We start from the raw sequence: 16,773 nt of genomic DNA on the forward strand, positions 1-16,773 counted from the left end.
TCCTTATGCTTTGACGATCTTCACCGCACATTTTTTATAGTCAGTTTGTTTTGACAAAGGATCTGTCGCATCTAACGTGACTTTATTAATGAGCTGGCTAGCATCAAACCAAGGCACAAACACTAAGCCTACAGGTGGCTTGTTACGACCACGGGTTTCAACGCGCGTTTTGATTTCGCCGCGACGCGACACAACTCGCACTTCATCACCACGGCGTAAACCTCGTTTTTTAGCATCTTCTGGGTGCATAAAACACACAGCATCAGGGAAGGCACGATACAGCTCAGGTACACGTTGAGTCATTGAACCTGAATGCCAGTGTTCAAGTACGCGACCTGTTGATAGCCATATATCGTATTCTTCATCTGGTGACTCAGCAGCGGGTTCGTAAGGCAGTGCAAAAATAATGGCACGACCATCAGGGTGACCGTAAAACTCAAAGTCTTTTCCTGGTTTCACATACGGGTCGCTACCTTCACGGAAACGCCATTTGGTTTCTTTACCATCCACTACCGGCCAACGTAAACCGTGTGCTTCGTGGTAGGCATCAAAGGGCGCTAAATCGTGACCATGACCACGGCCAAAGGTTGCATATTCTTCGAATAAGCCCTTTTGTACGTAGAAGCCAAAATGTTTTGCTTCGTTGTTTAGGTACTTAGGATCTGCATCTGCAAGTGGGAACTTATCGACATTGCCATTTTGATATAGCACTTCGTATAACGTTTTACCCTTAAACTCTGGGTTTGCCGCTAATACATCCTGTGGCCATACTTCATCGGTAGTGAAGCGTTTAGCAAATTCCATCAGCTGCCATAAATCTGAGTGTGATTCACCAGGTGCTTGCACCATTTGATGCCAGAATTGCGTACGGCGTTCAGCATTACCATAAGCGCCTTCTTTTTCGACCCACATCGCGGTAGGAAGAATTAAGTCAGCGGCTTGAGTTGTCACTGTTGGGTAAGCATCGGACACCACGATAAAGTTATCTGGGTTACGATAGCCAGGTAACATCTCTTCGTTAATGTTCGCACCCGCTTGCATATTGTTGTTAACTTGGACCCAATAGCAGTTTAAATCACCATCTTTAAGGCGACGGTTTTGTTCAACTGCGTGGTAGCCAGGCTTAGGTGGAATAATGCCGCTAGGAATTTTCCAAATATTTTCAGCATGTTTTCTGTGCTCAGGATTAGTGACCACTAAATCGGCAGGTAAACGATGTGAGAAGGTTCCCACTTCACGGGCCGTACCGCAAGCAGATGGCTGACCTGTTAACGAGAATGGGCTGTTACCTGGAGTTGAAATTTTACCGACTAACAAGTGAATGTTATAAATCAGGTTGTTACACCATACACCACGAGTGTGCTGGTTAAATCCCATCGTCCAAAAAGAAGTCACTTTAGTATTAGGATCGGCATATAACTTGGCCAATTCAATCAGTTTCTCTTCTGATACACCTGATAATTTACTGACTTTTTCTACATTGTAATCGGCAACAAAGGCTTTAAACGTATCGAAATCGATTGGCGTTGAATCAGCAGCCGTTTTAACGTTTTTGGCTTTTTTCTCAAGTGGGTGCGTTGGGCGCAAACCATAACCAATGTCGTGGGTTCCCATGTGGAAGTTCACATGCTTTTTAACAAAATCCCAATTCACTTTATCGTTTTGAATAATATAGTTAGCAATAAAGTTTAAAATGGCTAAGTCAGTTTGCGGTGTAAATACTATTGGTAAGTCGGCCAAATCGAAAGAACGATGCTGGAAGGTCGATAATACTGATACTTTAACATGGGGGGCACTGAGGCGACGGTCGGTGACACGGCTCCATAAAATCGGGTGCATTTCCGCCATGTTTGAGCCCCAAAGTACAAAGGCATCAGCAGCTTCAATGTCGTCATAACAACCCATAGGTTCGTCAATGCCGAAGGTACGCATAAAACCTACCACGGCCGAAGCCATGCAATGGCGCGCATTAGGATCGATGTTGTTTGAACCAAAGCCGGCTTTCATCAGCTTAACGGCGGCATAACCTTCCCATACGGTCCATTGACCAGAACCAAACATACCAATCGCTGTTGGGCCTTTAGCTTTAATGGTTGCTTTCCATTTTTGCGCCATGATATCAAAGGCGCTATCCCAGCTTATCGGTGAAAACTCACCGTGCTTGTCAAATTTGCCATCCGTCATACGTAGCATGGGCGTAGTTAAACGATCGCTACCATACATAATCTTGGATAAGAAATAACCCTTGATGCAGTTAAGGCCGCGGTTAACTTCACTATTGGCATCACCATGGGTGGCAACCACTTTACCCTCGCGGGTAGCAACGATCACAGAACAACCCGTGCCGCAAAAACGGCACGGCGCTTTGTTCCACTCTAATTTTGTTTGTTCTGAACTGGTAATTAAATTGCTTGCGCCAGCTGGCAGAGCTAAACCTGCCGCTCCTGCAGCGGCGATGACTGCATTGGCTTTAATAAAGTCACGTCTATTCATGTTCATTCTTCACCCTCTTTAAGCTCTTCACTCTGGTGGTAAACCATAGTGGCGGATAAGACACCAGGAATGGCATTGATGGTTTCGATACTTTCCATAATGGCTCGTTGAGTATCCCCTTCAAGCACTACCACTAATTTCACTTCGTTATTTACGGAAAGCTCAGCATTCTCAATGGTCATAATCTGCTGCCTAACCTCTGCCATTTTTTGTGGCAAAACTTGTACGACTAAACTTGTAATATGAATCTCTTTACTCATCCGACACTTCACTCTTATTTCATGATTTTTATTATGTTAACCCGCACCTGGTGGACCAGTTAAAATCTGGCTAAACCAAATTGCAAAACCTAAACCGCTAACCAGAAGCACCGACAGAATAGGTGCTAACAATACGGTTAAAAATAGGAAAATCTTGAGTTCTAAGCTCTTACTTTCATCTGTTTGAGTTGTCATATACGCTCCCTAAAGTACGTCTATCGTATTAACTACCTTATCTTACTTAACGATTTGATAACACTTAAATACAATCAAATTCTTTGCCATTTTTTAAATTATTGGCGAAATTTTATTAACCTAACACCATGATAGGTAAGTCTAGGTTTTTTTTATGTGCCTCTAATTAGGTAATTAACAATAAGCGTGATCCCGATCTACAAAGCACTTAACAAAAAGTTTACTCCCGCCATGCTCGTCAAAATAACTGTTTAAGAAGACAAGGAATTTCGGTTTTAAACAGCGTCACTTCTGTCTCTAAAAGCTGCGTTGCAAAAACGTTAACCAACACAACAACCAATATACTCATAAATAGATATTTATCACATATAAAGCACTTTATTGATCGCGATCAACGTTATAAACCGTTGCACACTCCAGACTTATTAACATCTTTCATCTTCTAAGCATAAAACAGCAGTCAATATAACTACCACTCAACAACCCACAATGCTGTGTCGCACAACATTCGAGGTTGTTAGCAATGTCGTACTAGGAGTTAATTAATAAGATGAGTCACTTACTCGATAAATTGCGGTTTTTTAAAACCCACCAAGAACCCTTTGCCGATGGGCATGGCGTGACAACCGATAAAGATAGAAGTTGGGAACAGGGTTATCGTCAACGCTGGCAACACGATAAAATTGTTCGTTCTACCCACGGGGTAAACTGTACAGGCTCTTGCAGTTGGAAAATTTATGTTAAAAATGGCTTAGTTACGTGGGAAACCCAACAAACCGATTACCCTCGTACTCGACCCGACTTACCTAACCATGAACCCAGAGGCTGCCCACGAGGCGCGAGTTATTCATGGTATATCTACAGCGCAAATCGCCTGAAATATCCTAAAGTTCGTCAACAATTAATGAAACTATGGCGCGAAGCTAAGCAACAACATGCTGATCCTGTCGATGCATGGGCGTCGATTGTGAGCGATCCGGTTAAAGCCAAAAGCTACAAAGAACGACGGGGATTAGGAGGTTTCATCCGTGCGAGTTGGGATGAAGTCAATGAAATCATTGCTGCATCTAACGTGTATACCACTAAAGAGTACGGCCCAGATCGCGTATCCGGTTTCTCCCCTATTCCGGCAATGTCGATGGTGTCCTATGCCGCTGGCGCGCGTTATTTATCATTAATTGGTGCTAACTGCCTAAGTTTCTACGATTGGTATTGTGATTTGCCCCCCGCCTCACCACAGGTTTGGGGTGAGCAGACTGACGTTCCAGAATCTGCAGATTGGTATAACTCAAATTACATCATTGTTTGGGGCTCAAACGTACCGCAAACCCGTACTCCCGATGCGCACTTTTTAAGTGAGGTCCGTTACAAGGGCACCAAAACCTGCGTTATTACCTCCGATTACTCTGAAGCTTCTAAGTTTGGTGATACTTGGTTAGCGCCACGTCAAGGCACTGATGCCGCCTTGGCAATGGCTTTTGGTCATGTGATTTTAAAAGAGTTTTACGTCAATACCCCAAGTGCGTATTTCATTAACTACGCTAAACGCTACACCGACATGCCGATGTTGGTCATGCTTGAAGAAGTTAATGGCCACCTTACCAGTGGACGTTTTTTACGTGCGGCTGATTTAGTTGATAATTTGGGTGAAGAGAATAATCCAGATTGGAAAACGATTGCATTTAACCATGATGGTAACCTCACTAGCCCTAACGGCTCTATCGGTTATCGTTGGGGTGAAAAAGGCAAATGGAACTTAGAATCTAAAGACAGTAAAGGCGATATTGATCTTTTACTATCTCTTAAAGATCACACTGAACTGACCGAAGTCGCTTTCCCTTACTTTGGCGGCGCGCCGCACGAATATGAATACTTTCAACACACAGATCACAGTGATATTCAGTTGCGTAATGTGCCAGTTAAAACCATTACGCTTGCCGACGGTAAACAGGCAAAAGTAGCGAGCGTATTTGACTTAATGCTGGCGCATTATGGGGTGGATAACGGCGTTAACGACAGCAATCGTGCTAGCTCGTTTGACGATAACATCCCCTACACGCCAGCTTGGCAAGAAGTGATCACCGGTGTAAAACGTGCCGATGTTATCCGTGTTGCCACTGAGTTTGCGCGTAATGCTGATAAAACCAATGGTCGCTCTATGGTAATTGTGGGCGCTGCACTAAACCACTGGTATCACATGGACATGAACTACCGCGGCCTCATTAACATGTTAATGATGTGTGGTTGTATCGGTCAATCTGGCGGTGGCTGGGCTCACTATGTAGGACAAGAAAAACTTCGTCCACAAACGGGTTGGACACCACTGGCGTTTGCACTTGACTGGCAGCGCCCACCACGTCACATGAACGGCACTTCATTCTTCTACAACCACTCTAGTCAGTGGCGTTATGAAAAATTGAACATGTCTGAAATTATTTCGCCGCTCGCGCCAAAAGAAAACTGGACTGGCAGCATTATCGATTTCAATAGTCGTGCTGAACGTATGGGCTGGTTACCCTCTGCACCACAATTAAGCACTAACCCACTGCATTTGTCCGCCAGTGCTAAAGCGGCTGGACAAAACGTTGAAGACTACGTGGTATCACAACTGAAAAGCGGCGACCTAAAATTTGCCTGTGAGCAGCCAGACGATCCGAAAAACTTCCCACGTAATATGTTCATTTGGCGCTCTAATCTGCTGGGTTCATCCGGCAAAGGCCACGAATACATGTTGCGCCACTTCCTCGGCACTAAGCATGGGCTATTAGGTAAAGATCTCGGTGATTTTGGCGGCAATAAACCCGAAGACGTCGAATGGAAAGATGAAGGCGCCGAAGGCAAAGTCGACTTATGGGTCACCTTAGATTTCCGTATGTCAACCACTTGTTTATATTCAGATATTGTTTTACCTACTGCAACTTGGTATGAAAAAGATGATATGAATACCTCGGATATGCATCCGTTTATTCATCCTTTATCAGCCGCAATCGATCCCGTATGGGAAGCGCGCTCTGACTGGGAAATCTTTAAAGGCATCGCCAAAGAGTTTTCCCGCGTGTGTGTGGGGCACTTAGGGGTAGAACAAGATCTGGTGACCATTCCAATGCACCACGATACCCCAGCTGAATTAGCTCAACCCTATGATGTTAAAGCATGGTGGAAAGGCGAATGTGAAGCTATTCCGGGTAAAACCATGCCGCATTTAACTATGGTTGAGCGCGACTACCCTAATACCTATGCTCGTTTTACTTCGGTAGGCCCCCTACTTGAAAAAATCGGCAATGGTGGTAAAGGCATTAGTTGGGACACTAAAGATGAAGTTAAGTTATTAACTCAACTCAACTATACCCATACCACAGAAGGCATCAACAAAGGCATGGCAAAGCTAGATACTGCCATTGATGCCTGCGAAATGATCCTCACCCTCGCCCCTGAAACCAATGGTCAAGTTGCCGTTAAAGCATGGGAAGCATTGGGCGAGATGACTGGCATAGATCACACCCACTTAGCCAAACCCAAAGAGGATGAAAAAATTCGTTGGCGCGATATTGTTGCCCAGCCGCGCAAAATTATCTCTTCACCGACTTGGTCTGGTTTAGAAGATGAGCATGTGTCCTATAACGCGGGCTATACCAACGTACATGAGCAGATACCGTGGCGCACCATTACTGGCCGTCAACAGTTTTACCAAGATCACCAGTGGATGCGTGACTTTGGCGAGCAGCTCTGTGCCTATAAACCGCCCATTAACTTAAAAACCGTTGCCCCAGTATTGAACAAAAAGCCTAACGGCAATAAAGAAATTGTTCTGAACTGGATCACCCCACACCAAAAGTGGGGCATTCATAGCACTTACTCCGACAACCTGTTGATGCTCACACTATCACGCGGTGGCCCTATCGTGTGGATGAGTGAGACCGATGCTAAAACCGCGGGTATTGAAGATAACGATTGGATTGAAGTCTTCAACGTCAACGGTGCAATAGCGTGCCGCGCTGTGGTGTCACAACGTGTGCCAGAAGGCATGAGCATGATGTACCACGCCCAAGAACGTATCGTAAATATACCAGGGTCAGAAATGACCGGCACCCGTGGCGGGATCCATAACTCAGTCACCCGCGCAGTGATGAAACCCACTCATATGATTGGTGCCTATGCGCAACAATCCTATGGTTTTAACTATTACGGTACTGTCGGTTGTAACCGCGACGAATTTGTTGTTGTACGCAAAATGCACAACGTCGACTGGTTAGATACTAAATAAGCGTGGAGCGAGGAATACAATATGAAAGTTAGAGCCCAAATCGGCATGGTGCTAAATTTAGATAAATGCATCGGTTGCCACACTTGCTCCATCACGTGTAAAAACGTTTGGACCTCACGCGAAGGCGTCGAATACGCGTGGTTCAATAACGTAGAAACTAAACCCGGTATTGGCTTTCCAAAAGAATGGGAAAACCAAAAGAAATGGAACGGCGGCTGGAAACGCACTGACGCCGGTAAGTTAGAACTCAAAATCGGTGGCAAAATCAGATTGCTGGCAAAAATTTTTGCTAACCCTGATTTACCTGAAATTGACGATTACTACGAACCCTTTGATTTTGACTACGAGTATTTACACACAGCGCCTGATAGCCAACATCAACCGGTTGCTAGACCCCGCTCGCTGATCACAGGTCAGCGTATGGAGAAAATTGAATGGGGTCCAAACTGGGAAGAAATTCTCGGGACTGAGTTCGAAAAGCGTAAAAAAGACATCAACTTCGATAATGTGATTCAAAAAGACATTTATGGTCAATTTGAAAAAACCTTCATGATGTATTTACCTCGCCTGTGTGAGCACTGCTTAAACCCAGCATGTGTTGCCTCTTGCCCTTCAGGCTCGATTTACAAGCGTGAAGAAGACGGTATCGTACTGATTGACCAAGATAAATGTCGCGGCTGGCGCATGTGTGTTTCTGCCTGCCCTTACAAAAAAATCTACTTCAACTGGAAATCAGGTAAATCAGAAAAATGTACTTTCTGTTTCCCTCGCATTGAAGCGGGTCAACCTACGGTTTGCTCTGAAACCTGCGTAGGCCGTATCCGCTATCTGGGCGTATTGCTGTACGACGCCGATCAAATTGAAATTGCGGCAAATACTCCAAATGAAAAAGATCTATATCAAGCACAGCTCGATGTTTTCCTCGACCCTAACGATCCGGCGGTAATTGAAGCGGCGCGTAAAGAAGGCATCAGTGATAACTGGATCACTGCGGCCCAGCGCTCACCGGTATACAAAATGGCAATCGACTGGAAAGTCGCGCTGCCTTTACACCCTGAATATCGCACCTTACCTATGGTGTGGTATGTGCCGCCACTATCGCCAATCCAAACGGCAGTAGAAGCAGGTCATGTCGGCATGAACGGTGAAATCCCCGATCTGAAATCATTGCGTATACCGCTACGTTACCTTGCAAACCTGTTAACTGCTGGCGATGAAAAACCAGTTGAGCGTGCACTTGAGCGCATGATCGCGATGCGTGCCTATAAACGCTCACAACAGGTCGACAAAGTTGAAGACTTAGAGGTGCTAAAGCAAGTTGGCCTCACCGCAGTCGAAGTCGAAGAAATGTATCGCTACATGGCCATTGCTAACTACGAAGACAGATTCGTAGTGCCAACGAGCCATAAAGCCTACGCAGAAAATGCCTACGACATGAAAAGCAGTTGCGGCTTTAGTTTTGGAAATGGCTGTGGCGATGGTAACAACGGCGTCAACTTATTTGGCAGCAAAGCGACCGGTGTACGCCAAGTCATTCCTGTCACATTGGAGAAGTAAACATGAAAGTACTGAGTGTTATTTCAATACTACTCGATTACCCGCACGCTGAACTACTCGACGCGCGGGCAGAGTTAGAGGCCATTGTCACGGGATCTGAACTTGATGCCGCGCATCAAGCCCTTGTACTGCAGTTTATCGCCGAGCGTTTTGCGATGGATACCATGGACTGGCAAGCCGAATATGACGGCTTATTCGAGCGAGGACGTTCTTTGTCCTTACTGTTATTTGAACACGTTCACGGTGAATCACGTGACCGCGGGCAAGCCATGGTCAACCTTTTAGATCAATATCACCAAGCAGGTCTAGATATTAGTGCTAAAGAGTTGCCAGATTATATCCCGCTATATCTTGAGTTTATGTCAACCCAAGGCAGCGAAAACGGCCGTTATGGATTAGAAGAAGTGGCGCCGATTTTAGCGCTACTGGCATGCAGACTTGAAAAGCACCAATCAAATTATGCCAACTTACTCCATGCACTATTGAGCTTAAGCAAGGTTGATGTCGATCTTAAGGATTTACGTGAACAAATCGTTGACGAACAACCCGACAACACCCCCAAAGAGCTCGATAAAGTGTGGGAAGAAGAAATGGTGAGCTTTATGGACAACGCGCAAACGGGCTGTAATAGCAGCAATAAACCCAGTGAAACGCAGCGTCGGGACCAACACATTCCACTCAATACCGAACTATTGCAGCCTAAAAGCAATAGCCAACGGTTGTAAGGAGAGCATTGATGAGCCATTTCTCAATATTTGCCTTTGGCATCTACCCCTATATCGCTATGGCGGTGATGTTTATCGGCAGCTGGATCCGCTATGACCGTGAACAATACACGTGGAAAGCGAGCTCCAGCCAAATGCTGGAAAAACGCCAACTGCATATTGGTAGCGTATTGTTTCACGTTGGGGTGATCGGGATTTTCTTCGGTCATTTTGTGGGATTACTCACACCATTAGCCGTTTGGCACGCGCTGGGCGTGACTGCCGAGTTTAAACAGTTACTTGCTATGGGTGCGGGTGGATTATTTGGGGTAATTTGCTTTGCGGGATTAACCATTTTGATCCGTCGTCGCCTAACAAACCCTCGCGTTCGTGCCACTAGCAAAAAGATGGATATCATCATCCTCTTAATGCTCTATGGACAACTGATCCTCGGACTTATTTCTATTCCGGTATCAGGTGGACACTTAGATGGCGCTGAAATGCTTAAGTTAATGGCTTGGGCACAAAACATTATGACCTTTAATAGTGTTGCAGCCGTTGAAGCCATTAGCGATGTAAATATCGTCTTCAAATTGCACGTCATTCTAGGTATGACGCTGTTTGTAGTATTCCCATTCAGCCGCTTGGTTCACATGCTCAGTGCACCACTGCAGTATCTGACACGCGCACCACAAATAGTACGTCGTAAAGTCAGCCGTTAGTGCTAAATCCCCTTGATATTGGCCTATCAGGGGATCTTTGCTCGCCCGCATTTATTTTATAGAGAGCCATATTATGATCACAGTCAACCAAGCCAGCATTACCGAAGAGCAAGTTCTCAGTGAAATGCAGTATTTCCCGGCCCCAACCCAACGTAAAGCGATGTTAGAAGCCGCCCAGAGTTTAATCATTGGCGAATTGCTACTTCAACGTGCAAAAGCATTATCGCTATCTCGCCCTAATGATGAGATCTGTAATAAAGAGGATTATTTAGAGCAACTCATTGAATCTGAAGTACCTATTCCTCAAGCGACTCCCGAAGAGTGTTTACAGTATTTTGAACAAAACCCACATCGATTTACAACCTCGCCATTGGTTGAGGCTAACCATATCCTGATTGCCGCTGCGCCCGATGATTTAAAAGCCAGAGCAGAGGGTAAAATCATCGCCGAGCAACTGATTGAACAATTGCATCAAAAAGCCAATTTTGCCGCTTTAGCACAGGAGTTTTCTGCCTGCCCTTCAAAATCCGTAGGGGGAAATTTAGGTCAGCTCAGCCGTGGGCAAACCGTGCCGGAATTTGAACGACAGCTATTAACCGCCGAAATAGGCTTGCAACCCTACCCGATAGAAAGTCGTTATGGATTTCATATTGTCGATATCAAACACAAAATTGCCGGTAACCCTCTCCCATTTGAAGCGGTTAGCGACAGGATTAGCTTATACCTTAATGAAAAAGTGCGTCAAAAATCCATTGCTCAATATATCCAAGTGTTAATAGACGAAGCCCATATAGAAGGTTTTGATTTTGACACCAATAATGAGCCATTACTGCAGTAACCCATTAAAAAGCTAATGTTTTTTAACGTTACATTTTGCTAATTTGTCGGAGTTTTCAAATGAGTAGTCTACCGCTACACATTAAGAGTGGACAATACCGCGCATTGTGGCTTACCACCGCTGCTTTTACGCTCTGTTTCGCCGTTTGGACGATATTTTCAATTTTAGGGATAAAAATAAAAGCGGATTTAGCCTTAACCGATACGCAAATGGCGTTATTAATGGCGCTGCCCATTTTAAGCGGCTCGTTGAGCCGCATTGCCCTAGGTATGTTTACGGAGCGCTGGGGTGGGCGCCTTGTATTTAGTACGTTAATGTACATTGCTGCCATTGCGACCTATCTGCTCAGTCTTGCTGATAGTTACGATATGCTATTAGTTGCAGGTATTGGGCTGGGTTTAGCTGGCGGTGGCTTTATTGTCGGTGCGACCTATGTCGCATCTTGGTTTGAAACACAAAAACAAGGTACTGCACTCGGTATTTTTGGTGCGGGCAACGTGGGTGCTGCGCTAACAACCTTTGGCGCACCCTTTTTATTAAAGTACTTCAGTTGGCAAGAAACCGCTCAAATTTATGCTTTAATCATTGCGATTTCGGCAACCACATATTTGGTCTTTGCCAAAACAGAACCCCGCCGATTAACTAATTTCAAACCGCCCAAATTCAGTGAACAACTAAGCTTACTCAGCGACATTCGTATTTGGCGCTTCGCATTATATTATTTTTTCGTGTTTGGCGCCTTTGTGGCACTCGCCCTATGGCTACCCCACTACCTTATTGATGTTTATGGTGTGTCATTAGTCACCGCCGGTATTCTTACCTCGTTTTATATTATCCCAGGTTCTTTATTTCGTATTTTAGGCGGCTTTTGGTCCGACAAATACGGCGCCCGTCGCATCATGTATTGGACGTTAGGCATCAGTACCATTTGTACCTTTTTACTCAGTTATCCCCCAACCCACTACAGTGTAAAAGGGGTTGAACACGTTTTTGAATTTAACTTCCACCTATCCTTGCCCGTTTTTGTGCTGCTTATTTTTACCTTAGGTTTTTTCATGTCTTTAGGTAAAGCGGCGGTATTTAAGCATATACCGACTTATTTCCCGAATAATGTCGGCGTAGTGGGCGGCCTTGTGAGTATGGTCGGCGGTATTGGCGGCTTCTTATTACCCGTCACATTTGGGATGCTCAATGACGTTATTGGCATCTGGCAAAGCTGTTTTATGCTGTTGTTTGTTATTAGTTCTATCTCATTAATGTGGATGCATTATTCAATTCGCCGAGCCGAGAGAATGGAATGGGCCAGTGGTCAAACGGTAAAAAACTTACCCGAAATGACCACACCCGACGCCTTTGTACTTAACGATTGGCAACCTGAAAATAAACATTTTTGGGACACTAAAGGTAAAAAAATTGCCACGCGCAATTTATGGATCTCAATACCCAACCTCTTCCTTGCGTTTGCCGTATGGTCTATTTGGAGCATTATGGTGGTTAAAATGCCGACATTAGGCTTTAACTACAGCCCAAATGAATTGTTTTGGTTGGCGGCGCTACCCGCATTATCGGGTGCTACACTGCGAATTTTCTATGGCTTTATGATCCCCATCTTCGGTGGTCGCCGTTGGACAGCCTTATCAACCGCATCACTTTTAATCCCTTGTTTATGGATGGGTTTTGCACTGCAAAATATCGAAACCCCCTATCTCATCATGCTGATTTTAGCCTTACTCTGTGGTTTAGGTGGCGCTAACTTCTCATCGAGTATGGCAAACATCAGCTTTTTCTATCCTAGAGCTGAAAAAGGTACTGCACTAGGGCTTAATGCTGGGCTGGGTAACTTAGGCGTATCGGGCATGCAATTAATTGCCCCTTTAGTGATATCTGCCAGTGTGTTTGGCGGTTTAGAAGGAGAGCCTCTCACCCTCGTATTGCAAAACAGTGAAACACATTCGGTGTGGTTGCAAAACGCAGCGTTTATCTGGGTGCCATTTATCATTATTGGCTCCATTGCGGCGTGGTTTGGCATGAATGATATTACGGATGCTAAATCTTCATTTAAGGAGCAAGCCGTCGTCTTTAAACGTCATCATACTTGGCTAATGTGCTGGCTTTATTTAGGAACTTTTGGCAGCTTTATTGGTTTTGCTGCAGGTTTCCCATTGTTATCGGGTATGTTATTCCCAGATGTCGATCCCGTTAAGTTTGCCTTTATCGGTCCACTTGCAGGTGCATTAGCCAGGCCTATCGGCGGTAAATTAGCCGATAAATTTGGCGGCGCCCAAGTGACGCTATGGAATTTTTTCTTCATGGCGTTAGGCGTTGTCGGTGTGCTGTATTTCTTACCGCATGACGGTGCTGCGGGTAATTTTGGCGGCTTCTTCGGTATGTTTGTTTTGCTCTTTATCACCACAGGCATTGGTAATGGTTCAACGTTCCGTATGGTGCCAGTGATGTTTTTAACCCTTAGGCAAAAAGCATTAGGTAAAGGCATGGAAAAACAAGCCGAAATCGAAGGAAACCGAGAGTCCGCAGCAGTTTTAGGCTTTATTTCTGCCATTGCTGCCTATGGCGGATTTTTTATTCCCAAATCCTATGGCACCGCAATGAGCTTAACTGGAGCGGTAGATACCGCGCTCTATGGGTTTATCCTGTTTTACGCCAGTTGTGTGGTTATCACTTGGTGGTTCTACGCTAGACGTAACGCAGAGATCCCTTGCTAACTGTTAGCTAAACAATGGTAGGCATGCCGATTTAGGGTGCCTATCATCGACATTCACTTTTTTACAAAGGTGCCAACATGACAAAATTATCGACGAATAAACCCTTGGTTTATGCCTGCTCCGGCTGCTCAAATGTCGCACAATTAGCTAATGATGTGGCACTGACCCTTGATCGTTCAGGCGTGATGCAAATGTCATGTATCGCGGGCGTTGGAGGGAATATAAAATCGATTGTCAGACTGGCTAAATCTGGACGCCCCATATTGGCACTTGATGGTTGTAAGCTCAATTGCGTTAAAAATAGCTTAGCGCTACAGCAAATTGTACCCACCTGGCACATAGAGCTCACCCAATTGGGCTATAAAAAACAACAGCAAATTGATTGCGATCTGGCTGATAGTTACCGTTTGTTACAACATATCCATCAAAAAATTATTCATATTCCTCAATGTAAACTTAATTAGTCTAACCATTATTTACACTGCTGCTGTTTTATTTAAAATCTGGAACCTACTGTAAATAAGCTAAGTTTAATACAGCTTAAACAAGCACTTATTTACAGCCATTCACCCGTGTTATCTGCTTCACTCCCCCAAGATTAACCTCATCGCATTAATCCTCAATAGTTTGATCTTGATCAAACTATTATTTGCCTATCCCGATATTATAAAACACAATATATAGTTGATTAAAATAAAATGGACACAACATATGGTGGTTATTACATTTAATAGCTTTGCACCACAGATCTGTTTTCAAGAGGTTCCTGATGAGGTGTCGTTAGCATTTACCATCACAGGTTGCCCACTACGTTGCCAAGGATGTCATAGCCAAGATACTTGGGATCCAGAAACGGGTATTCAGTTAAATAATGATAATTTTCAACATTATTTAACACGTTATCAGGGACTGGTGAGTTGTGTTTTATTTTTTGGTGGCGAATGGAACCCCGCTGCATTACTCGACAAGTTATCACTGGCAAAAAAACACGGTCTTAAAACCTGTCTCTACACTGGAAAAACCAAGGTATCACAGCATCTAATTGCACAGTTGGATTACCTCAAAACGGGGGCTTGGCGACCAAATCAAGGAGGATTAGAAAAGGAAAAAACTAATCAACGCTTTATTGAACTCGCAACGGGAAACCTACTCAACTTTAAATTTAGGGAACATCACCATGCCATCTCTTAACCCACAGCAATTACAAAAAAAATTAGCTTTTATTAAGCAATATCAACAATCCAATAATGCCGCTGATGCTTCGCATTTAGATGCGAATGCAAATGTGACTCATAAGAACATTGCCACCTTAGAAACCGAGTTAATGAAAGATTATTTTATTGATATTAATCGTGAATTAGTAAAACAAAAAATAACTGAATTATATGGTGTAGATTTAGCGAAAGAATACGAGAGACAAATAACAGAACATGAAATTTACGTTCATGATGAAACCAGTTTAAAACCCTATTGTGCTTCTATTTCAATGTACCCATTTTTACTCAGCGGATTAACTCAATTAGGCGGCGAATCACAAGCGCCAAAACACTTAGAGTCTTTTTGTGGCAGCTTTGTTAATTTAGTATTTGCTATCAGCGCGCAATTTGCTGGCGCAATTGCGACTGTCGAATTTTTAATGTATTTCGATTATTTTGCCCGTAAAGATTTTGGAGATGATTATCTCACCGAGCATAAACACGCAATAGAGAACCACCTGCAACACGTTGTGTATGCGTTAAATCAACCTGCAGCAGCAAGAGGATACCAAAGTGTATTTTGGAATATCTCTCTTTATGATCAATATTATTTTGAAGCCATGTTTGGGCAATTTGTATTTCCTGACTTTACCCCGCCAGATTGGCACTCTTTAAAGCAGTTACAAGTTTTTTTCTTAGATTGGTTTAATCAAGAACGGAATAAAGCCATTTTAACCTTTCCAGTGATCACCGCGGCGATGTTAACCGTTGATGATAAAGTTAAAGATACGGAGTTTGCCCATGTTTGTGCCAAAAATATGAGCGAAGGCGGTGCATTTTTTATTTATCAATCCAAAAATGCTGACTCTTTAGCCTCATGCTGTCGTTTACGGAATGAAATAAGCGATCACACCTTCTCCTACAGCTTAGGTGCTGGCGGCGTCGCCACGGGTTCAATTAATGTTATCACTATTAATATGAATCGATTAATCCAAGATAAACGCGATCTTAAAATCGAGGTTGAAAAGGTTCATCAATATCAGATTGCCTATCGTAAGCTAATGGAAGAACAATTAGCCAATGGCATGCTGCCAGTCTATACCGCGGGGTTTATCTCTCTGGATAAACAATTTATGACGATTGGTATTAATGGCATGGTAGAAGCTGCTGAATCTTTAGGCTTAATAGCTGACACTAATAATGATTACCAAACCTTTGTCGACCAACAATTACAGATTATTTATAAGGTTAACCGAGAAGCTACTCAAAAATTTGGCTACAAATTTAATACTGAGTTTGTTCCAGCAGAAAACTTAGGTATAAAGAATGCAGCTTGGGATAGAAAGGCAGGCTACTTTGTTAATCGAAATTGCTATAACAGTTACTTTTATCCGGTAGAAGACACTAACATTAATTATCTTGATAAATTTATTATGCACGGTGAAAAAATGACCCGCTACTTAGATGGGGGCTCAGCATTACATTTAAATTTAGATGAAAAGTTATCAGTGAAAAATTATCTTAATTTATATAATGTCGCTGCACGTACAGGGTGTAATTATTTTTGTGTCAATGTGAAAATTACTATCTGCAATGAATGCCAACATATTGATAAACAAACTCAGCAATATTGTCACCAATGCGGTTCAAAAAACATTGATTACGGCACCCGTGTAATTGGTTATTTAAAGCGCGTCTCAGCCTTTAGTCAAGGACGTCGAACCGAACACGATTTACGTTATTATCACCAGTCGCCCGCATCAACACATGCCTGATAAAGCCTTATTTGAGTCAATAGCCAGCGCTGTAAATAACTGGCTA

The 16,773-nt window shown here is 43.7% G+C and carries 12 protein-coding genes; 9 read left to right on the forward strand and 3 right to left on the reverse strand.

Features of this window, described 5'->3' with window-relative positions; genetic code table 11:
* Positions 1-3: 3 nt before the first annotated feature.
* From napA to L5M11_RS07570, 3 genes are read right to left on the reverse strand one after another with little or no spacing between them, the layout of a single operon-like run.
* Positions 4-2,493, reverse strand: coding sequence for a nitrate reductase catalytic subunit NapA (napA, locus tag L5M11_RS07560; RefSeq protein ID WP_107884049.1), 2,490 nt, complete (start codon positions 2,491-2,493; stop codon positions 4-6).
* Between the two features lie 2 nt (positions 2,494-2,495).
* The gene (locus tag L5M11_RS07565) at positions 2,496-2,753 is read right to left on the reverse strand and encodes a chaperone NapD (RefSeq protein WP_076500130.1); all 258 of its coding nucleotides are present in this window, start codon (positions 2,751-2,753) and stop codon (positions 2,496-2,498) included.
* 36 nt (positions 2,754-2,789) lie between these two features.
* Complete coding sequence (locus tag L5M11_RS07570; protein ID WP_076500132.1) at positions 2,790-2,948, reverse strand: periplasmic nitrate reductase, NapE protein; 159 nt, start codon at positions 2,946-2,948, stop codon at positions 2,790-2,792.
* Positions 2,949-3,498: 550 nt separating this feature from the next.
* Here L5M11_RS07570 and L5M11_RS07575 point away from each other — a divergent pair.
* The 9 genes from L5M11_RS07575 (at position 3,499) to nrdD (ending at position 16,727) form a co-directional block, all read left to right on the forward strand.
* Positions 3,499-7,212: a nitrate reductase subunit alpha gene (locus L5M11_RS07575; protein WP_263181858.1), complete on the forward strand. Its 3,714-nt coding sequence runs from the start codon at positions 3,499-3,501 to the stop codon at positions 7,210-7,212.
* 21 nt (positions 7,213-7,233) lie between these two features.
* Entirely contained in the window at positions 7,234-8,769 is a 1,536-nt protein-coding gene (gene narH / locus L5M11_RS07580) for a nitrate reductase subunit beta (protein WP_076500136.1), read from the forward strand.
* Positions 8,770-8,771: 2 nt separating this feature from the next.
* Positions 8,772-9,494: a nitrate reductase molybdenum cofactor assembly chaperone gene (gene narJ / locus L5M11_RS07585; protein ID WP_076500138.1), complete on the forward strand. Its 723-nt coding sequence runs from the start codon at positions 8,772-8,774 to the stop codon at positions 9,492-9,494.
* 11 nt (positions 9,495-9,505) lie between these two features.
* Positions 9,506-10,195: a respiratory nitrate reductase subunit gamma gene (gene narI / locus L5M11_RS07590; protein ID WP_076500140.1), complete on the forward strand. Its 690-nt coding sequence runs from the start codon at positions 9,506-9,508 to the stop codon at positions 10,193-10,195.
* Between the two features lie 73 nt (positions 10,196-10,268).
* Positions 10,269-11,033, forward strand: coding sequence for a peptidylprolyl isomerase (locus tag L5M11_RS07595; RefSeq protein ID WP_076500142.1), 765 nt, complete (start codon positions 10,269-10,271; stop codon positions 11,031-11,033).
* A gap of 59 nt (positions 11,034-11,092) precedes the next feature.
* Positions 11,093-13,756, forward strand: a complete 2,664-nt coding sequence (locus L5M11_RS07600) for a nitrate/nitrite transporter (protein ID WP_263181857.1) — start codon at positions 11,093-11,095, stop codon at positions 13,754-13,756.
* A gap of 77 nt (positions 13,757-13,833) precedes the next feature.
* Entirely contained in the window at positions 13,834-14,220 is a 387-nt protein-coding gene (locus L5M11_RS07605; RefSeq protein WP_076500146.1) for a putative zinc-binding protein, read from the forward strand.
* A gap of 247 nt (positions 14,221-14,467) precedes the next feature.
* Positions 14,468-14,947: an anaerobic ribonucleoside-triphosphate reductase activating protein gene (gene nrdG / locus L5M11_RS07610; RefSeq protein WP_263181856.1), complete on the forward strand. Its 480-nt coding sequence runs from the start codon at positions 14,468-14,470 to the stop codon at positions 14,945-14,947.
* Positions 14,934-16,727, forward strand: a complete 1,794-nt coding sequence (gene nrdD / locus L5M11_RS07615; RefSeq protein ID WP_263181855.1) for an anaerobic ribonucleoside-triphosphate reductase — start codon at positions 14,934-14,936, stop codon at positions 16,725-16,727. The genes nrdG and nrdD overlap by 14 nt, the downstream gene beginning before the upstream one ends.
* Positions 16,728-16,773 lie beyond the last annotated feature (46 nt).

Origin of the sequence: Shewanella sp. SM87, assembly GCF_025653705.1 — a bacterium.
Taxonomy (GTDB): domain Bacteria; phylum Pseudomonadota; class Gammaproteobacteria; order Enterobacterales; family Shewanellaceae; genus Shewanella; species Shewanella oncorhynchi.

Excerpts from the sequence above, each read along its gene's own strand:
- L5M11_RS07565 (WP_076500130.1), bottom strand. The coding sequence starts at position 2,753 with ATGAGTAAAGAGATTCATATTACAAGTTTAGTCGTACAAGTTTTGCCA.
- L5M11_RS07575 (WP_263181858.1), top strand. The coding sequence starts at position 3,499 with ATGAGTCACTTACTCGATAAATTGCGGTTTTTTAAAACCCACCAAGAA.
- narI (WP_076500140.1), top strand. The coding sequence starts at position 9,506 with ATGAGCCATTTCTCAATATTTGCCTTTGGCATCTACCCCTATATCGCT.
- L5M11_RS07570 (WP_076500132.1), bottom strand. The coding sequence starts at position 2,948 with ATGACAACTCAAACAGATGAAAGTAAGAGCTTAGAACTCAAGATTTTC.
- nrdG (WP_263181856.1), top strand. The coding sequence starts at position 14,468 with ATGGTGGTTATTACATTTAATAGCTTTGCACCACAGATCTGTTTTCAA.
- L5M11_RS07600 (WP_263181857.1), top strand. The coding sequence starts at position 11,093 with ATGAGTAGTCTACCGCTACACATTAAGAGTGGACAATACCGCGCATTG.
- narJ (WP_076500138.1), top strand. The coding sequence starts at position 8,772 with ATGAAAGTACTGAGTGTTATTTCAATACTACTCGATTACCCGCACGCT.
- L5M11_RS07595 (WP_076500142.1), top strand. The coding sequence starts at position 10,269 with ATGATCACAGTCAACCAAGCCAGCATTACCGAAGAGCAAGTTCTCAGT.
- nrdD (WP_263181855.1), top strand. The coding sequence starts at position 14,934 with ATGCCATCTCTTAACCCACAGCAATTACAAAAAAAATTAGCTTTTATT.
- narH (WP_076500136.1), top strand. The coding sequence starts at position 7,234 with ATGAAAGTTAGAGCCCAAATCGGCATGGTGCTAAATTTAGATAAATGC.
- L5M11_RS07605 (WP_076500146.1), top strand. The coding sequence starts at position 13,834 with ATGACAAAATTATCGACGAATAAACCCTTGGTTTATGCCTGCTCCGGC.
- napA (WP_107884049.1), bottom strand. The coding sequence starts at position 2,493 with ATGAATAGACGTGACTTTATTAAAGCCAATGCAGTCATCGCCGCTGCA.